18 protein-coding genes are annotated in these 16,701 nt (G+C 70.5%); 13 read left to right on the plus strand and 5 right to left on the minus strand.

What is annotated here, in order from left to right; translation table 11 throughout:
- The first annotated feature begins 53 nt into the window (after nt 1-53).
- From OO70_RS57200 to OO70_RS02145, 6 genes are all read left to right on the plus strand, one after another.
- Nucleotides 54-1,427 (plus strand): ROK family transcriptional regulator, encoded by a 1,374-nt coding sequence (locus tag OO70_RS57200; protein WP_158711395.1) that lies wholly within the window; start codon nt 54-56, stop codon nt 1,425-1,427.
- A complete protein-coding gene (locus OO70_RS02125) occupies nt 1,424-2,542 on the plus strand; it encodes a Gfo/Idh/MocA family protein (RefSeq protein WP_043662884.1) in 1,119 nt (372 codons plus the stop codon). The genes OO70_RS57200 and OO70_RS02125 overlap by 4 nt, the downstream gene beginning before the upstream one ends.
- A 99-nt stretch (nt 2,543-2,641) precedes the next feature.
- Nucleotides 2,642-3,973: an ABC transporter substrate-binding protein gene (locus OO70_RS02130; protein WP_043662886.1), complete on the plus strand. Its 1,332-nt coding sequence runs from the start codon at nt 2,642-2,644 to the stop codon at nt 3,971-3,973.
- A gap of 10 nt (nt 3,974-3,983) precedes the next feature.
- Nucleotides 3,984-4,970, plus strand: a complete 987-nt coding sequence (locus OO70_RS02135; protein WP_043662889.1) for a carbohydrate ABC transporter permease — start codon at nt 3,984-3,986, stop codon at nt 4,968-4,970.
- Nucleotides 4,960-5,802, plus strand: coding sequence for a carbohydrate ABC transporter permease (locus OO70_RS02140; RefSeq protein ID WP_043662891.1), 843 nt, complete (start codon nt 4,960-4,962; stop codon nt 5,800-5,802). Before OO70_RS02135 ends, OO70_RS02140 begins: the two co-directional genes overlap by 11 nt.
- 30 nt (nt 5,803-5,832) lie before the next feature.
- Nucleotides 5,833-6,642: a sugar phosphate isomerase/epimerase family protein gene (locus OO70_RS02145; RefSeq protein WP_043662893.1), complete on the plus strand. Its 810-nt coding sequence runs from the start codon at nt 5,833-5,835 to the stop codon at nt 6,640-6,642.
- A 335-nt stretch (nt 6,643-6,977) separates the two neighbouring features.
- Here OO70_RS02145 and OO70_RS54395 read toward each other — a convergent pair whose 3' ends face one another.
- Both OO70_RS54395 and OO70_RS02150 read right to left on the minus strand, forming a co-directional pair.
- Entirely contained in the window at nt 6,978-7,115 is a 138-nt protein-coding gene (locus OO70_RS54395; RefSeq protein ID WP_158711396.1) for a hypothetical protein, read from the minus strand.
- A 50-nt stretch (nt 7,116-7,165) separates the two neighbouring features.
- Nucleotides 7,166-7,513, minus strand: coding sequence for a hypothetical protein (locus OO70_RS02150; protein WP_234336666.1), 348 nt, complete (start codon nt 7,511-7,513; stop codon nt 7,166-7,168).
- On the opposite strand from OO70_RS02150, the gene OO70_RS02155 reads away from it, so the two are divergent.
- The 6 genes from OO70_RS02155 to OO70_RS02180 all read left to right on the plus strand — a co-directional run bounded on the left by OO70_RS02155 (nt 7,507) and on the right by OO70_RS02180 (nt 12,945).
- Entirely contained in the window at nt 7,507-8,313 is an 807-nt protein-coding gene (locus OO70_RS02155; RefSeq protein WP_043663585.1) for a SigB/SigF/SigG family RNA polymerase sigma factor, read from the plus strand. The two genes, OO70_RS02150 and OO70_RS02155, sit on opposite strands and share 7 nt — an antisense overlap.
- Nucleotides 8,314-8,521: 208 nt before the next feature.
- Entirely contained in the window at nt 8,522-9,748 is a 1,227-nt protein-coding gene (locus OO70_RS02160) for a PP2C family protein-serine/threonine phosphatase (protein ID WP_043662895.1), read from the plus strand.
- A gap of 88 nt (nt 9,749-9,836) precedes the next feature.
- Nucleotides 9,837-11,468: a sensor histidine kinase gene (locus tag OO70_RS02165; RefSeq protein WP_106971594.1), complete on the plus strand. Its 1,632-nt coding sequence runs from the start codon at nt 9,837-9,839 to the stop codon at nt 11,466-11,468.
- Nucleotides 11,465-11,929, plus strand: a complete 465-nt coding sequence (locus OO70_RS02170; RefSeq protein ID WP_043662897.1) for a response regulator — start codon at nt 11,465-11,467, stop codon at nt 11,927-11,929. The genes OO70_RS02165 and OO70_RS02170 overlap by 4 nt, the downstream gene beginning before the upstream one ends.
- 86 nt (nt 11,930-12,015) lie before the next feature.
- The gene (locus OO70_RS02175) at nt 12,016-12,351 is read left to right on the plus strand and encodes an ANTAR domain-containing protein (RefSeq protein WP_158711397.1); all 336 of its coding nucleotides are present in this window, start codon (nt 12,016-12,018) and stop codon (nt 12,349-12,351) included.
- Between the two features lie 111 nt (nt 12,352-12,462).
- On the plus strand, nt 12,463-12,945 hold the full coding sequence (locus tag OO70_RS02180; RefSeq protein WP_043662900.1) for a MarR family winged helix-turn-helix transcriptional regulator: 483 nt from the start codon (nt 12,463-12,465) through the stop codon (nt 12,943-12,945).
- 9 nt (nt 12,946-12,954) lie between these two features.
- On the opposite strand, the gene OO70_RS02185 is transcribed toward OO70_RS02180, so the two are convergent.
- Both OO70_RS02185 and OO70_RS02190 read right to left on the minus strand, forming a co-directional pair.
- Nucleotides 12,955-14,148 carry a PP2C family protein-serine/threonine phosphatase gene (locus tag OO70_RS02185; RefSeq protein ID WP_043662903.1) on the minus strand — a complete coding sequence of 398 codons (1,194 nt, stop codon included), beginning with the start codon at nt 14,146-14,148 and terminating at the stop codon, nt 12,955-12,957.
- A 66-nt stretch (nt 14,149-14,214) separates the two neighbouring features.
- Entirely contained in the window at nt 14,215-15,366 is a 1,152-nt protein-coding gene (locus OO70_RS02190) for a PP2C family protein-serine/threonine phosphatase (protein ID WP_043662905.1), read from the minus strand.
- A gap of 172 nt (nt 15,367-15,538) precedes the next feature.
- Between OO70_RS02190 and OO70_RS02195 the strand changes: the two genes are divergently transcribed.
- On the plus strand, nt 15,539-16,024 hold the full coding sequence (locus tag OO70_RS02195) for a MarR family transcriptional regulator (RefSeq protein ID WP_043662907.1): 486 nt from the start codon (nt 15,539-15,541) through the stop codon (nt 16,022-16,024).
- Between the two features lie 33 nt (nt 16,025-16,057).
- Here OO70_RS02195 and OO70_RS02200 read toward each other — a convergent pair whose 3' ends face one another.
- The gene (locus OO70_RS02200) at nt 16,058-16,630 is read right to left on the minus strand and encodes a Dps family protein (protein WP_043662909.1); all 573 of its coding nucleotides are present in this window, start codon (nt 16,628-16,630) and stop codon (nt 16,058-16,060) included.
- Between the last annotated feature and the right edge of the window lie 71 nt (nt 16,631-16,701).

Here is a 16,701-nt window from a genome sequence, read left to right on the forward strand (position 1 = left end):
TCTGGAATATTAATCGTCCGTTGGTGTCGTCGGCCTTTCCAGGGGGAGCGAACGTGGCAGCACGACTGGGCGCACCGGGCAGCGGTTCGCGCCGTCATCCCGACGCGGTGCGCAGTCAGATCGCCCGGCTGATCGCGGCGGGCGAGGCGTCCCACCGCCTCGACCTGTCCCGGCTGACCGGGCTCTCACGGTCCTCGATCCACACGCACGTACAGGACCTGGTGGACGCGGGTCTGTTGCACGGGGAGGACGCCGGCGGCGGAGGGAGAGGCCGGCCGGCACTGCGGCTCAGCCTCGCGGGGGACGCGGGCGTCGTGCTCATCGCCGACCTCACCACCTTCTCGACGCGCTGCCTGGTGACCGACCTGACCCAGCGGGTGCTCGCCGACACGACCTTCCCCTGGCCGCTCGCCGAGGGCCCGGAGCGCACCGTGAACCTCCTGGTGGACCAGTTCGCCGACCTGCTCGAACAGGCGAAGGTCCCGGCGGACCGGCCCCGTGTCCTGGTCGTCGGACTGCCGGGTCCGGTGGACGTGGCGCGCGGCATGGCCGTCCGTCCGCCGATCATGCCGGGCTGGGACGGCTTCCCGGTGGCCGACCGGCTCGGGGGCGAACTCGGCTGCCCCGTCCTGGTGGACAACGACGTCAACCTCATGGCGCTCGGCGAGGCACGGACGGTGCCGCCCGAGCAGTTGCCCGTGCTGTTCGTGACCGTCGGAGCCGGCATCGGAGCCGGATTCGTGCTCGCCGACGGGACGCTGCACCGGGGTGCCGACGGCGCGGCCGGAGACATCGGGCACATCCGGGTCCCCGGCGCCGAGGAGGTGGTGTGCCGGTGCGGAAAGGCAGGCTGTGTCGAGGCGGTGGCGTCCACCGCGGCGCTCGCACGGCGCCTGGTGGCGACCGGCGAACCGCCCCTCGACGTGGCGGAGGACGGTGCCGCGATGCGGGACTTCGTGACACGGCTGCGCGCCGGCCTGCCGGACGCGCTGCACGCGGCGCGCGGCCGGGGTCACGCTGGGCGAGGTGATCGCCCTGTGCATCCACATGCTGAACCCACGGCACGTCGTGGTCGGCGGCGAGATCGTCGAGGCCAGCGACGACCTGCTCTCCGCGGTACGGGGCGTCGTGTACCGGCAGGCCCTGCCGCTCGCCACCCGCGAACTGTCCATCACCCGCAGCGAGTTGGGGCGGGACGCGGCGATGGTCGGTGCGATGGTGCTGGGCATCGAGCACCTGCTCTCGCCGGCCGGGATCGGGCGCTTCCTGGGGCCGCGCGACACCCCTTGAGCCGGATGGTCCGCCCAGCGGACCGGCGGCCTTTACCGCCTCTCACGGTCGCCACTACCTTCCGTCGTGTCTCGCACGTCCGGTCTCATCCACCGGCGGACTCGCTCCGCTCGACCGCGACCTGGGAGACACGGTGAACCGATCAACCCCTCGTGCACGCATCGGCGTCGTCGGCGCCGGCATGGTCTTCGACGCCTACGCCCGGGGCCTTGCCTGGTACGGCGACCTGCCCGTCATCAGGATCGCCGACATCGACGTCAGCAGGGCCCGTGCCAAGGCCGAGCTCCACGGCATCCCCGCGTACGGCACACCCGCCGAGCTCTACGCGGACCCGGACGTCGACGTCGTCGTCAACATCACGCCCCCTGTGGCCCATTGGGAGGTGACACGGGACGCGCTCGCCGCGGGCAAGCACGTCTACAGCGAGAAGCCGCTCGCCGCGACGGTCGCCCTGGCCCGCGAGAACCTGGCCCAGGCAAAGGCAGCCGGGCGCGTCCTGGCCGGCGCCCCCGACACGTTCCTCGGCACGGCAGGCCAGACGGCACGCGCCGCCATCGACGGCGGCCTGATCGGCACGCCCTTCGCCGCCACGTCCTTCGTCCGCTCGTCCAAGGTCGAGGCCAAACACCCCAACCCCGGCTTCTTCTTCCAGCCCGGCGGCGGCCCGACCCTCGACTGGGGCCCCTACCACGTGGCCGCCCTGGCCAACCTGCTCGGACCCGTCGCCGAAGTCGTCGGCACCAGCACGATCCCGAGCCCCCGGATCACCGTGACCACCCCGGACCGCGTCGTCGACGAGGTCGAGGTCACCGTCCCCACGACCGTCGCCGCCATCCTCCGCACGACCTCCGGCGCGATCGTCTCCACCCTCTACAGCTTCGACATCTGGGACATGACCCTGCCCCACATCGAGGTCTACGGCACCGAGGGCACCCTGAACATCCCCGACCCGAACCGCCATGACGCCCCGGTCCTCATCAAGCGCCGAACGGACGCGGACTGGTCGGAACTCCCCCCGGTCATCGCGCCCACCCGCGCCCCGGAAGCCGGCCCCTTCCGCGGCCACGGCGTGAACGACCTCGTCGAGTCCCTGCGCGGTCAACCGCTGCGCGTCCCGGGCGAGTTCGCGCTGCACGTGCTCGAAGTGCTGGAAGCCATCGAGCAGTCGACGTTCGCCGCAGGCGCCCGGGCCATCACCAGCCGGACCGAGCGGCCCGCGCCCGCGGCCCTCCCGCAGTCCGTCTCCGCCTGACCCCCCTCCGGCCCCGCACGCCGGCACCGAACCCGTGCACCACCCGAATCGATCTCGCACGTCCTGAATCGATCTAGCACGTCCTGAGAGGAAAATCCCATGCAGCGCAGAACCCGTGCAGTCGCGCTCGCGGCTGCGGCGATGCTGGCAGGCGCCGGTGTCACAGCGTGCGGCGGCGGCTCGAGCTCCGCCTCCGGTGACAAGACCATCACCTACTGGGCGACCAACCAGAGCACCAGCCTCGACGCGGACAAGAAGATCCTCCAGCCGGAGATCGACAAGTTCACCCAACAGACCGGCGTCAAGGTCAAGTTGGAGGTCATCCCCTCCGCCGACCTGCTGAACCGCATCCTCGCGGCGACGACCAGCGGCAAGGGCCCCGACGTACTGAACATCGGCAACACCTGGTCCGCGTCACTCCAGGCGACCGGAGCCTTCGTCGCCTGGGACAAGGAACTGCTGGCCAAGGTCGGCGGCGAATCCCGCTTCCTGCCCGCGGCGTTGAAGTCCACGGGCGCCACCGGCAAGGACCCGGCGAGCCTGCCGCTCTACACCAGTTCGTACGAACTCTTCTACAACAAGAAGCTGTTCAAGGCCGCGGGCATCAGCTCGCCGCCGAAGACCTGGAGCGAGTTCGTCGCCGACGCCCACAAACTCACCAAGGACACCAACAACGACGGCAAGACCGACCAGTGGGGCCTCGGTCTGCAGGGCGCCTCGTCCTCCTTCGCCGCGCACTGGGCGTTCATCCTCGGTACCCAGCACGGCGCCAAGGTCTTCGACGGCCACACCCCGAAGTTCGACGACACGGGCATGGTCGACGGGATCGACCAGTGGCTGTCCTGGATCGGCAAGGACGGCATCGTCAACCCGTCCGACGCCGAGATGACCGACAAGGTCGCCCTCCTGCAGAACTTCGCCTCCGGCAAGGCCGGAATGATCCTCGCCCAGTCGTCGACCGGCAAGACCCTGGGCCAGTACAAGCTGACGACGGCTGACTACGGCGTCGTCCCGGTGCCTGCCCAGGACCCGGCGGTCGCGGGCGGCACGGACATCGGCTCGTTCGTCGGCGGCATCAACGTGGCCGTCTTCAAGAACACCGGGAACCTCGACGGCTCCACCCAGTTCGTGAAGTTCCTGACCAGCGCCAAGGAACAGGTGTACCTCAACAAGACCTACGGCACGCTGCCCTCGGTCACCGACGCCAAGGACCCGGCGTTCGACACCCCGACGCTGGCCGTGGCCCGCGAGACGCTCGACTCCCGGGCCGTACCGCTGCCGCAGATCGCCGAGGAATCCCAGTTCGAGACCCTGGTCGGCCAGGCGATGAGCTCCTTCGCCGCGCAGACCGCGACCGGAAAGCAGCCGGGCAAGGCCAAGATCAAGAGCGAGATGACCGCGGCCGACCAGAAGCTCGAAGCCGGCAGCTAGGAGCAGGACGATGGCAGTCATCAGTCCTTCCGGGACCCGCGAGAGCCCCGGTACCCCGGACACACCGAAACAGTCCGCGCGAGGCAGGCGCTTCCGGGGGCGCGGCCGCCGCTGGATCCCGTACGCCTTCCTGCTCCCCGCCCTGGCCCTGGAAGTGCTGATCCACTTCGTGCCCATCGTGCTCGGTGTGGCGATGAGCGGCCTGCGCGTGACGCAGTACCAGATCAGCCACTGGTGGGACGCGCCGTTCACCGGCCTCGGGAACTTCAGGATCGTCCTGGACTTCGACGGCCCCACGGGCAAGGCACTGGCCCAGTCCTTCTTCGTCACCCTCGGCTTCACGGCCGTGGTCCTGTCCGGGGCCTGGATCGTGGGGATGGCGGCGGCGCTCGCGCTGCAACGCGCCTTCCGCGGCCGGGGGTTGCTGAGGACGCTGTTCCTCGTGCCCTATGCACTGCCCGCGTACACGGCGGTCATCACCTGGCGTTTCATCTTCCAGCGCGACAACGGCATGCTCAACCACCTGCTCGGCCAGCTCGGGTTGATCGACTCCAACCCGTTCTGGCTGATCGGCCACAACGCCTTCTGGGCCGAGTGTGTCGTCGCGATCTGGCGGATGTGGCCCTTCGCCTTCCTGATCCTGATGGCCGGTATGCAGGCGATACCGGGCGAGGTCTACGAGGCGTCGAGCATCGACGGAGCGGGCCCGTGGCGGCAGTTGCAGATGATCACGCTGCCGCTGCTCTCGTCGGTCAACAAGGTGCTGGTTCTCGTGATGTTCCTGCACACCTTCAACGACTTCAGCACCCCGTACATCCTGTTCGGCGGCTCGGCGCCGCCGGCCGGGGACCTGATCTCCGTGCACATCTACCAAAGCTCGTTCGCCACCTGGAACTTCGGCCTCGGCTCGGCCATGAGCGTGCTGCTCCTGCTGTTCCTGACCCTGGTCAGCGCCTGCTATCTCGCTCTCACCCGGAGGACCGGCCATGAATCATGACACCCCGGGCTACCGGGCCTTCCGGTACGTCACGCTGACCCTGCTGTCGGTGTTCGTCCTGGCCCCGCTGTACGTCATGCTGGCCTCGTCGCTGAAGACACTCCCCGACGTGCAGGGCGAGTTCACCTGGTTCCCGTCGTCGCCGACGTTCCAGTCCTTCATCGACATCTGGCACACGGTGCCGCTCGCCCAGTACTTCGTCACCTCGCTGATCGTGGCCGTGTCCGCCACGGTGCTGTCGGTGCTGGTGGCGATCTTCGCCTCGTACGCGCTGAGCCGCTGGACGTTCCCCGGCAGCGCGAGCTTCAAGGGGGCGGTGCTCGCCACCCAGATGTTCCCCGGCATCCTCTTCCTGCTGCCGCTGTACCTGCTGTTCGTCTACGCCGACCAGAACCTCGGCACCGACCTCGTGGGCACCCGCACCGGACTCATCGTCACCTACCTCACCTTCTCGCTCCCGTTCGCCGTGTGGATGCTGGTCGGCTACTTCGACACGGTGCCGCGCGACCTCGACGAGGCGGCGAAGGTGGACGGCGCCGGCCCGCTGCGCACCCTGCTGCAGATCATCGTGCCCGCCGCGACACCCGGAATCGTCGCCGTGTGCATCTACGCCTTCATGACCGCCTGGGGCGAAGTGCTCTTCGCCTCGGTCCTCACCACCGAACAGACCCGCACCCTCGCCGTGGGCCTGCAGGCCTACTCCACCGAGGCCAACGTCTACTGGAACCAGGTCATGGCCGCCTCCCTGGTCGTGTCCCTCCCGGTGGTCGCCGGATTCCTGTTGCTCCAACGCTTCCTCATCACCGGCTTCACCGCCGGTGCCGTGAAGTGACCAACTGGCCCCGACAGATCGGACCTTGGCATGCCGGCTATCGGCTTGCAGCTGTACACGTTGATGAACGTCCTGGAGGACCGTCCCGCCACGCTCGCCAGGATCGCCGACCTCGGGGTGACCTCGGTGGAGCCCTTCCGCCTCGGCCGCAACGAACTGACCCGCGCCGCGCGCCTGGCCGAGGCACGCTCTCTGAAGGCCGACATCGACGCCGCCGGTCTCACCGTCTCCTCCACCCACGCCCGGCTGCCCGACGCGGAGGACCCCGGCTGGTTCTTCGAGGAGATGGCCGAGGCGGGCGTGCCCATCGCCATCGCCTCCACGCCCGAGGCACTCCCCGGATTCACCCGCGACGCCCTGGTCTCGGCCGACGGAGTGCGCCGGTACGCCGACCGGTTCAACGCCCTGGCCAAGGCCGCGGCGGTGCACGGCCTGCGGGTCGGCTACCACAACCACTACTGGGAGTGGACCCCGCTCGACGACGGCCGCTACGGCTACGACGTGCTGTGGGACGCCCTCGACCCGTCGATCGTCGCCGAGGTCGACCTCTACTGGGCACAGGCCGCCGGTCAGGTCCCCGCCGACGTGGTCGCCCGGCTCGGCGAACGCGTCGAGCTCGTCCACGTCAAGGACGGCCCGGCGGTACGCGGCGAACCCCAAGTCGCCGCCGGGCAGGGCTCGGTGGCCCTGGCCGACGCCCTCGACGCCGGCCTGGACACGATCCGGGTGCACATCATCGAGGCGGACGGGATCGCCGAAGGGGCCGACATCTTCGACCTGGTGGCGGAGAGCGTGGCCTGGCTGAAGGAGCGGCAGGGGGTGAGCGTCGAGGCGTCATGACGGGCCGTCGGCGGTCACTCCCCGGGGCGTACGTAGCGACCACCGACGCGGTCCCGGGCAGCAGGATCGCGTCGGCCGGTTCGCTCTCGCGACAGGCCGGGCCGCCGCGAACCGGCTCCCCTATGCGTGGCCGACGGTCGCGCGGACCCGGGTGCCTGACCGGTCCACGTGCTGGGAGGTCAATACGGTCCTCGACTCCGACGGGCAGGTGACCGCCGCGCGGGGTCGAGACGAGGCTGTCTGCCGCCTTCGGCGCGCTGTGTGCCGGAGAACTGGGACAACTCGCCGGGCAGGACGACTCGTTGGCCCGGTGACGGCGCTCGGCCGACGTGGCCTCAGGGCTTCCAGGGCACTTGGTAGTACTGGCAGCCGGTGTGGGAGTTGCACCTGTTCCAGCGGCCGCTGTGCAGCACGCCGGCCTTGAACAGCTGTGTGTGGCCGAGGGCGAAACGCAACACTGTCGAGCGGGCCATCAACAAGCTCAAGCACGTTCGGGCGGTTGCCACTAGGCATAAACGCCCAACTATCCCGCGAGCCTGCGCCTCCGGGTAGTAACCACGACGATGCCCATCCCCACCGTTCCATACAGGGTGAACAACGTTCCCTGCTGGTAGAGGCTCCGCCGTTTCAGCTCTCGGCCGAACGTCACTTGCTCGTACGTGCTCGTGCCGATCGAGCGGCCTGTGCCAGTGTCGTAAGAGAGCTCGCACCTGTCGCCACGCCTCATGGGATCGGGATGAGACTCCCCGTCCTCGCCCAGAAGGAGCCCAGGGCAGTAGGCCCCGTAGGCCGATCCGGCTCTCAGCAGTGACACCAGCCCCCACAGCAGCGGAATCAGGAACAGGACGAGTAACACCACTTTCAATCGCACGGCGTCACCCTAATGGGGCGGGCCCGCGAGGAGGTCCGCACGACGACGCTCCCCGCACGGCCGCCGCTTTCGCGCGCCTCTCCCACCTGCCCGCCGGACCCGAACGGGACGCCCTGCGCGACGAACTCGTCCGCGCCTGGCTCCCGATGTCGGAACGTATCGCCGGCCGCTTCCGGGGAAAGGGCGAGCCCTACGAGGACTTGCGCCAGGTCGCGGCACTCGGCCTGGTCAAGGCCGGCGACGGCTACGACCCCGACCGCGGCCACGCCTTCGAGAGCTACGCCGTCCCGACCGTCACCGGCGAGATCAAACGCCACTTCCGCGACCACATGTGGGCCCTGCACGTCCCGCGGCGCGTCCAGGAACTCCGCAACCGGGTGCGCGTCGCCCTGCGGGACCTGGCCGGAACGGGTTCGGACCGGCGTCCCAACATCGCCGAGATCGCCGAGTACGCGCGGCTGAGCGAGGAGGACGTACGCGCCGGTCTGGAGGCGCTGGACAGTTTCACCGCGCTCTCGCTGGACGCCGAGACACCCGGTGAGGATACCGGTATGACGCTCGCCGGGGTCCTGGGGGAGTGGGACGCCGGATTCGACCTGGTCGTCGACCGCGAGGCGGTGAAGCCTGCCCTGAGGACGCTCCCCGAGTGCGAGCGCACCATCCTCTATCTGCGCTTCTTCCGGGGCATGACCCAGAGCTGCATAGCCGAGCGACTCGGCGTCTCCCAGATGCACGTCTCCCGGCTGATCAGCAACTCCTGCGCCGCCGTGCGCGAACGCGTGCTGACCGACGCCGCCTAGCGCGCCGGAGCGATGGGGGAGGGGATTCCTCACCGACTCCCGGCTGCCCGTCGTACCCTCAACAACGTTGAATACAGGGTGCGTTGGGCGGTTCCGCGCACGGTCGTGCGGAGTGCGTACGGGACGTCCCGGCGTACCGGTATGCTCTCGACTGTTGTCTGACGGCAACTATAGTCGCGGGAGAGCGTGCGGTGGGGAGGGCAGGGCCATGGTGGTGCCACAGCCGCGGGCCGACGACCTGCTGTCGATGGGCGGTGAAGGGGCCGGCCCGGAGACATGGGTGGCCTGGCAGCCCGCCGTCCTGCTGGTCGAGGACGACGCCGGTGACGCCCTGCTGGTGGAGGAACTGGTTGCCGACAGCGCGCTGAAGATACGTCTGCAGTGGGTGCGGTCGATGGCCGAGGCCGCCGAGGTGCTCGCGGCCGACGTGCCGGACTGTGTCCTGCTCGACCTGCACCTGCCGGACGCCCAGGGTCTCGAGGCGCTCTCCCGGGTACGCGCGGGCGCCGAGCGGGCCGCTGTCGTGGTCCTCACCGGCCTCGCCGAGGAGGAGACCGGACTGGCCGCCGTCGCCGCCGGCGCGCAGGACTACCTGGTCAAGGGCCGGGTCGAACCGGGCCTCTTCGGACGGGCCGTGCGCTACGCGATCCAGCGCAAGCAGGCCGAGCGCGCCGCGGTCGCACTCCAGGCCGGCCGCATGCAGGCCCAGGAGAACGCCCGCCTGGAACGGGGCCTGCTGCCCCGACCCCTGCTGCGCGGCGAGGGCGTGGAAGCGGTGGCCCGCTACCGCCCCGGACGCGCCCAGGCGCTGCTCGGCGGCGACTTCTACGACATCGTGCAGAGCGTCGACGGCACGGTCCACGCGGTGGTCGGTGATGTGTCCGGGCACGGGCCCGACGAAGCAGCCCTCGGCGTCGCCCTGCGGATCGCCTGGCGCACGCTGGTACTCAGCGGTGTCACGGGCGCCGAACAGGCGGCACGCCTTGAGGAACTCCTGGTCGCCGAGCGCATCCGGAGCGAGGTCTTCGCCACCTTCGTCAGCCTCACCGCCGCCCCCGGCGAACGCACGGCCCGCGTCGTGCGGGCCGGCCACCACGGACTGCTGATCCGGGCCGGCGGTGGCGTGGAGTGGGTGGAGGTACCCGGCGGCCCGGCCCTGGGCGTCGTCCCCGGCCACGGGGACTGGCCGGTCGCCGAACTGTCCGTACCGACGGGCGCCGCCGTGGTCCTGTTCACCGACGGCCTGTTCGAGGGGCACGTCGGGCGAGGCTCGGAGCGCCTCGGCGAGGACGGGCTGCTACGGCTCGCACGCGAGCGGGCCGCACTGGCACCGGAGCCGTTCGTCGACGAACTGATCGCCTGCGCCGAGAGCCTGGCCGAGACACGCGGCGGCCTGGCCGACGACGTGGCCGTGATGCACCTGGGCTGGACATGAAGCGGCAGCTGCCCCGGACGTGATTCACCGCGCCGGAATCGAGCAGGTGGGACGAGAGGATGTCGGGACGAGACGAACGGTGAGGGACATGGCGGGCGGAACGGGGATCGGGCGCCGACTGACGGTGCAGGGATGGTTCTTCCTGGCGCTGTCGCTCATGGTGCTGCTGGTGGTGATCGGCTCCGCGGTCGGCGCGAACCTGCTGAGCCAGACGGCCCGGGTCACCGACGATCTGCTGCTCCGGGTCCAGCCCTCCCAGACCGAGGCGTACCGACTGCAGGCCGCCCTGGTCAACCAGGAGACCGGCATCCGCGGCTACGCGATCGCCGCCGACAAGCAGTTCCTCGCCCCCTACACCAGCGGCAAGAAGGACGAGGCCCACTCGGCCGCCCGCCTGCGCGCACAACTCCACGACCGGCCCGACCTGCTCGCCGATCTGCGGGCGGTGGAGCGCGGGGCCGCCGCCTGGCGACAGGACTACGCCGAACCCCTCGCCGCCGCCGTCACCCCCGGCCGGCCGCACGCCGTCGACCAGGCCACCGTGGACAGCGGCAAGCACGAGTTCGACCACCTGCGCGTCCTCTGGGCGAAGCAGAACGCCGACCTCGCGAAAGCCGTCAAGGAGGGCCGGGCTCACCTCGCCCACCAGCGGACGGTACGCAACACCGTCCTGAGCGGCATGGTCGCCGCCTTCCTGCTCACCGGCCTCGCCCTCGCCGTACTCGTACGACTGCTCGTGACCCGGCCCCTGGAGTCGCTGAGCAAGGCGTCGGAACAGGTCGCGGCGGGCGACTTCGCGCACCACATCACCGGGGACGGCCCGGCCGACCTCACCGCCGTGGCCGGAGCCGTCGAGGGCATGCGCAGACGGATCGTGGCCGAACTCGACGCCTCCCGCGACCAGGAGGAGGTGCTCAGCCGACAGGCCGCCGAGCTGGACGCCCAGGCGGTCGAACTGCGCCGGTCCAACGCCGAGTTGGAGCAGTTCGCCTATGTCGCCTCGCACGACCTCCAGGAGCCGCTGCGCAAGGTCGCCTCGTTCTGCCAGCTGCTGGAGAAACGGTACGGCGATCAACTCGACGACCGCGGGCTGCAGTACATCGACTTCGCAGTCGACGGCGCCAAACGCATGCAGGTCCTCATCAACGACCTGCTCACCTTCTCCCGCGTCGGACGCCTCGACGACACCCGGGAGCCGGTCGGCCTCGGCCCGGCGCTGGACAAGGCGCTGCGGAACCTCGCGGCGGCCGTCGAGGAGTCGGACGCCCGCATCGACCGGCCCGGGACCATGCCAGAGATCGTCGGCGACCCGACACTGCTGACGATGCTCTGGCAGAACCTCGTGGGCAACGCCCTGAAGTTCCGCCACCCGGACCGCGCCCCGCACGTGACCGTCACCTGCGACCCCGACCCGGAGAACCCCGAGATGTGGCGCCTGTGCGTCACCGACAACGGGATCGGCATCCCCGAGGAGTTCACCGACAAGGTCTTCGTCATCTTCCAACGACTGCACAGCCGCGATGCCTACGGCGGCACCGGCATCGGCCTCGCCCTCTGCAAGAAGATCGTCGAACACCACGGCGGCCGGATCTGGATCGACACCGGCGTCGCCGAGGGCACCCGCTTCTGCTTCACGCTCCCGGTCGCCGAGGAAGCCGTAGAAGCGACTGAAGCTGCCGGCGGCACCGACACCCCCACAGACGAGAAGGCGCTGACATGAACCTCCCTGACGCGACCCCGATCGACGTCCTCCTCGTCGAGGACGACCCGGGCGACGAACTGATGACGCGGGAAGCCTTCGAGGACAACAAGATCGGCAACACCCTCCACGTCGTCCGGGACGGCGAGGAGGCGCTCGACTTCCTCTACAAGCGCGGCGACCACACCGATGCCCCGCGACCCGACCTCATCCTCCTCGACCTCATCCTCCTCGACCTCAATCTCCCGAAGTACGACGGCCGCCAGGTCCTGGAGAAGATCAAGTCCGACGAGGACTTGTCACACATCCCCGTCGTCGTCCTGACCACCTCGTCGGCCGAGGAGGACATCCTCCGCAGCTACAAACTGCACGCCAACGCCTACGTCACCAAGCCGGTCGACCTCGACCAGTTCATCGCCGCGGTCCGGCAGATCGACGACTTCTTCGTGCAGGTCGTCCGTCTGCCCCACCGTTCAGGCTGAGGGGGCCACCTGGTGGTGGTCGGACGAGATGTTCCGGCTGCTCGGACACGAACCCGACGCCGTCACACCCACCGCCAAGCTGCTGCGTGGGCACGTCCACCACGAGGACCAGGCCCGGCTCGACAGTGCCCTGGAGCACGGCAGGGCGACCTGCTTTCCCGCGGCGTACCGCCGACTCCGACATCGACCGGGCCCGCGCCTCGCAAGAGGACATCGATCTCGCGCGCGGCGTGCTCATGGCCCTCTACGGCATCGACGCGGACATCGCGATGCGCGTCCTGCGTCGGCACTCCCAGTACGCCAACATCAAACTCCGCGCGCTGGCCCAGTCCGTACGCGAGGCCGCGCCCACCGCACCCGGACGACCCCAGCACGACCTGCACCAGCGGGTCTCCGCGGTGCTGTACCCCAACCGAGACTGAGCGGGCGTGCCTCCTCGCGTAGGTCGGCCGCTTGGGTGCCGGAATCTCGGGTAGAGCAACCCCATGAGCGGCGAATCACCACACTGCCGACTTCCGTGAGGTGTCGAACTCGTGGCAGCGCACGGTGAGGCGGACCAGGAACCGGCGCGGGCGGACGGCACGCACACCGCCGCAGGCCGGATCGCCGACGCCGTGGACGGCCTGGCCGACCTGTGGACCCTGGCGGCGGCCGAGGCGTCGGTACGGCTCTCTCCGCATCAACTGCGCGCGCTGCACGCCCTGGAGGCCGCACCGGGCGCGAATCTGACCCTGCTGGCCGACCGGCTCGACGCCGGTCTGCCCACGGTGAGCCGCCTCTGCGACCGGCTGGAGGCGGCCGGGCTGCTGCTCAGGGACGCGGCACCGCACAACCGCCGGGAAATACGACTGAGCCTCACCGCCCACGGACGGGATGTGCTGGCGGAGGTGGCCGCACTCAGGTCCCGGACGCTGACAGAGGTCGTACGCGCCATGGAACCGGACGACCGCGCGGCGCTGGAGCGTGGCCTGCGGGCCTTCGCCACCGCGCACCGGACTGTCCGGCGCTCGCCGTGAGCCCGCGCCTCACGAGGTGGCGGGGTCGCGCCCGTTCCAGTCGAGGCAGACCACGGCGGCGTCGGCGGTCAGGTCCGTGCTGCCGAAGTGTTCGACCAGGCTCGCCACCACCGAGCGTGCGACCTCCTGAGGGGACTGCGTCGGCGCGGCGTCGAGGGCCCGGCGCAGTGCGTCCTCGCCGAACAGGACACCCTCCGGTGAACGGGTCCCGTGCACGCCGGTGCTCACCGCCACCAGCCGGTCCCCGGGCCGTACCGTGAAGATCTGCTCCTCGTACGCCGTCTCCTCGAACATGCCGAGCGGGAGCTGTGCCTCCAGTTCGATCTGCCGCACGGTGTCGCCGCGTCGGCGGTAGAGCCGTGGGGAGCCCGCGTCGACGGCGTGGACGGTGCCGGTCGCGAGGTCGAAGCGGAGCAGCAGGGTGGAGGCGTACGCCTTGCCGCCGAACTGGGCGTAGACGGCCTGATCGGCCAGGCGGGCCTGGTCGGCGAGGCCGACGCCGGCGCGGCGGGCGTTGCGCAGGGCGCCCACGGTGACGCTGGTGAGCAGGGAGGCGTCGATGCCGCGGCCCATGCCGTCGGTGACCGACAGGGTGAGCCGGCTGCCGTCGGTGCTCCAGTCGAAGTTGTCGCCGCCGACGGTGTAGGCGGGCTCAAGGTGGGCGCCGATCACGAACTCGGGGCGGTCGCAGCCGCGCCCCGGCAGGAGCTGCCACTGCATCTCGGCGGCCAGGGTGAGGCGCCGGGTGCGGCGGGCCAGGAGGTACAGATCGGTGTCGCGTTCCGCCGCGGCGATCTCGTGGCCCAGGGCGGTGGCGAACTCGGTGAGTGCGAGGACTCCGGCCGGATCGGCGCCCGCGGCGGGCAGGCGGACGGAGAGGATGCCGAGCCGGTCGCCGCGCACGGTGACGGGTAGGTGCACGGTGGCCGTGTCCTCGTCGGCCGGTTCCACGACGGGCGTCTGGGCGGTGAAGGCACGCCCCGCCGGGCCGTCGTAGGCGGACAAGGGGTCACCGCTGTCCGGCGGTGGGGTGACGGGCCGCAGCACCCGCAGGCCGTAGTCGGCGAGGAGCAGGGTGGCGTCCTGGGCCCGGGCACGGTCGGCGAGCAGGCGGCGGGCCGTCTCCACCAAGGCGTTGGGCGGGGCCGACCGCAACTCGCTCTCCACGGACGGGAGCGGCTCAGAGGTGCTCACGGCGTTCACCCTTCCGGCTCAGTGTCTTCACACTAGCGCCACGTCCGCGAGTGCGGGGTACGCCGGTGCCGCACCTCACCGCCCGCGCCAGTCCAGGCACACCACCAGGGCGTCGTCGTCGGGAGTCGGCGTGCCGCGGTGGCCGGTCAGCTCGCGCAGCACGGCCCTCGGTACTGCGGCGGCGGGCAGCAGCCGCGTGTGCTGGATCGCCCGCGCCAGCGCCGCGTCCCCGTACGCCTCACCCTTGGGCGAGGCGACGGCGTACACCCCGTCACTGACGAAGACGAGCCGGTCCCCGGGCTCGACCCGGAACTCCTGCTCGACGTAGTCGGTCTCCTCGAACATGCCCAGCGGCAGCTGCGCGTCGAAGGCGATCCGCTCCACCACTCCGTCGCGCAGCCGCAGCGTCTGCGGCGATCCGGCGTCCACCACCCGGGCGCGCCCGGTGGTGAGTTCGAAGTCGAACATCAACACGGACATGTGGCTACGGCCCCGGTAGTGCGCGTACACGGCCTGGTCCGCGAGGGCCGCCTGGTCGCCGAGGGGGATGCCGGCCCGGCGTGCGTTGCGCAGGGCGTTGACCGCGAGGTTCGTGAGGAGTGACGCTTCTATGCCCTCGCCCATGCCGTTCGAGACGTAGAGCGTGAGGTGGTCGGCCGTGGCGGACCAGTCGAAGTTGTCCCCGTGGATCGCGTAGGCGGGCTCCAACTGCGCGCCCAGGTCGAACTCGGGGCGCGAGCACGAGCGGCCGGGCAGCAGCTGCCACTGCATCTCCGCCGCCAGCGTGAGCCGGTCCTTGCGCCTGGCCCGCAGATACAGGTCGGTGTCGCGCTCGGCGACCAGTAGCTCGTGGCCCAACACCTCGGCCAGCTCGGTCAGTTCGGGAAGGCAGTCGCGCGCGTGGTCACCGCCGGGCAGCGTCACCGAGAGCACGCCGAGGCGGTCCCCGCGCACGCTGACCGGTAGATGGACGCGTACGTGACCGTCCCCGAAGTTCCCCTCCACGAACGGTTCCTGGGCACCGAAGGCGCGGCCCGCGGGGGTGTTGTGCACCGAGACCGGCGGCAGGGTGTGCGGCAGCTCGGTCACGGGCTGGAGTACGGTCAGGCCGTAGTCGGCGACGAGCAGCTCCACGGAGTCCGCCGCGTACCGCAGGCCCAGCTCGCGCCCGACGACGTCGGGCAGTTCGTGCGGCGCGGCTGTGCGCAGCGCCCGCTCGACAGCCATGAATCTGTTCACGATCGTAGGTATGCCAATCTGTAGGGCGATCTCTCACCCGAAGAACGCGTCGCCCGCTCTGCTGTGGGCCGTACGGCCCCGGCGTCGCGTGTCGTCTCGTCCATCCGTGTCCGTCGCGCGTGCCTAGTAGGCTGTCGGCCGTCCCTGTGCCTGCGAGAGTGTGACTGTGACGTCCTTCCACCCCCGCCCCGAACCCGACGAGGTCGCGCGCGTCACCTCGACGGCTGCGGAACTACTGGAAGTCCTGTGGGGGCGCGCCTCGACAGCGCCCGCGTCCGCCTCGCAGCTGCGTGTCCTGTTCATCCTGGAACACCACGAGGGCATCAACCTGCGCACCCTCGCCGACCATCTCGCCTCGACACCGCCGTCGACCAGCCGACTGTGCGACCGTCTGCAGGCCGCCGGTTTCGTCGAGCGCGAGGTGAGCCCCACGGACCGGCGTGAGGTGCGCCTGTATCTCAGCAGCCTGGGGCGGGCGTTCCTGTCGGACCTGCGGGCCCGTCGCGAGGAGGCGCTGGGGGCGGTACTGGCACAGATGCCGACCGCCGGGCGCAATGCGCTGCTCACCGGCCTCGAGGCGTTCTGTGCGGTGGCGGCGGCGCAGATACACGACCACGACGACGCCTCCGGCAGCCGCACCGCCTGAACGCGCCGCCCGGCGTACGGAGTTGCGGGCCGGTCAGCCGAGTTCGGCTCCCTTGGCCGCCGCCTCGGTCTCCGAGTGCGCGTCAGCGGTGGCGAGCGTGCCGCCCGCGCTCTCCAGGTGCGCCCGCACGAACCACTGGAACTGCTCCAGGTCGCGCAGCTGCTCGATCAGCAGGTCCTCGGTGGCGGGGTCGATCTCGCCCGCCTCCTTGATGCCGGCGCGGACGTCCTCGATCAACCCCGTGTAGACGAGGTTGAGCGCGCCGAGGTGGGCGATGGCGTCGGCCCGGCCGATGGAGTAGTCGTCCCAGGTGCGCTCGGCCACCAGCGTGCCCGGTGTGCCCGGCGCGCTCCCGCCGAGCGTGGCGATGCGCTCGGCCACGTCGTCGGCCATGTCCCGTACCCGGTCGACCTGCGGGTCGATCATCTCGTGCACGGCGATGAAATGCGGCCCGACGACGTTCCAGTGCACGTGCTTCAACGTCAGGTGGAGGTCGTTCAGCGAGTGGAGCCGCAGCCGCAGCACGCCGATCAGCCGGCCCGCGGCCTCGCGCTGGATACCGGGAACGGTGTACTTCGGAGTCAGGTCCTTGATCTCCTTGGTCATGGTTCACCTCAGGTCATTCGGTAGAGCGTGCGGTTCCTTACCTGCTCACGGGTGCCCCCGTCCGGCGAGGT

Source organism: Streptomyces xylophagus (assembly GCF_000716435.1).
Lineage (GTDB): Bacteria > Actinomycetota > Actinomycetes > Streptomycetales > Streptomycetaceae > Streptomyces > Streptomyces xylophagus.

Excerpts from the sequence above, each read along its gene's own strand:
- OO70_RS02130 (WP_043662886.1), top strand. The coding sequence starts at position 2,642 with ATGCAGCGCAGAACCCGTGCAGTCGCGCTCGCGGCTGCGGCGATGCTG.
- OO70_RS02135 (WP_043662889.1), top strand. The coding sequence starts at position 3,984 with ATGGCAGTCATCAGTCCTTCCGGGACCCGCGAGAGCCCCGGTACCCCG.
- OO70_RS02140 (WP_043662891.1), top strand. The coding sequence starts at position 4,960 with ATGAATCATGACACCCCGGGCTACCGGGCCTTCCGGTACGTCACGCTG.
- OO70_RS02145 (WP_043662893.1), top strand. The coding sequence starts at position 5,833 with ATGCCGGCTATCGGCTTGCAGCTGTACACGTTGATGAACGTCCTGGAG.
- OO70_RS54395 (WP_158711396.1), bottom strand. The coding sequence starts at position 7,115 with ATGGCCCGCTCGACAGTGTTGCGTTTCGCCCTCGGCCACACACAGCTG.
- OO70_RS02160 (WP_043662895.1), top strand. The coding sequence starts at position 8,522 with ATGGTGGTGCCACAGCCGCGGGCCGACGACCTGCTGTCGATGGGCGGT.
- OO70_RS02165 (WP_106971594.1), top strand. The coding sequence starts at position 9,837 with ATGGCGGGCGGAACGGGGATCGGGCGCCGACTGACGGTGCAGGGATGG.
- OO70_RS02170 (WP_043662897.1), top strand. The coding sequence starts at position 11,465 with ATGAACCTCCCTGACGCGACCCCGATCGACGTCCTCCTCGTCGAGGAC.
- OO70_RS02190 (WP_043662905.1), bottom strand. The coding sequence starts at position 15,366 with ATGGCTGTCGAGCGGGCGCTGCGCACAGCCGCGCCGCACGAACTGCCC.
- OO70_RS02200 (WP_043662909.1), bottom strand. The coding sequence starts at position 16,630 with ATGACCAAGGAGATCAAGGACCTGACTCCGAAGTACACCGTTCCCGGT.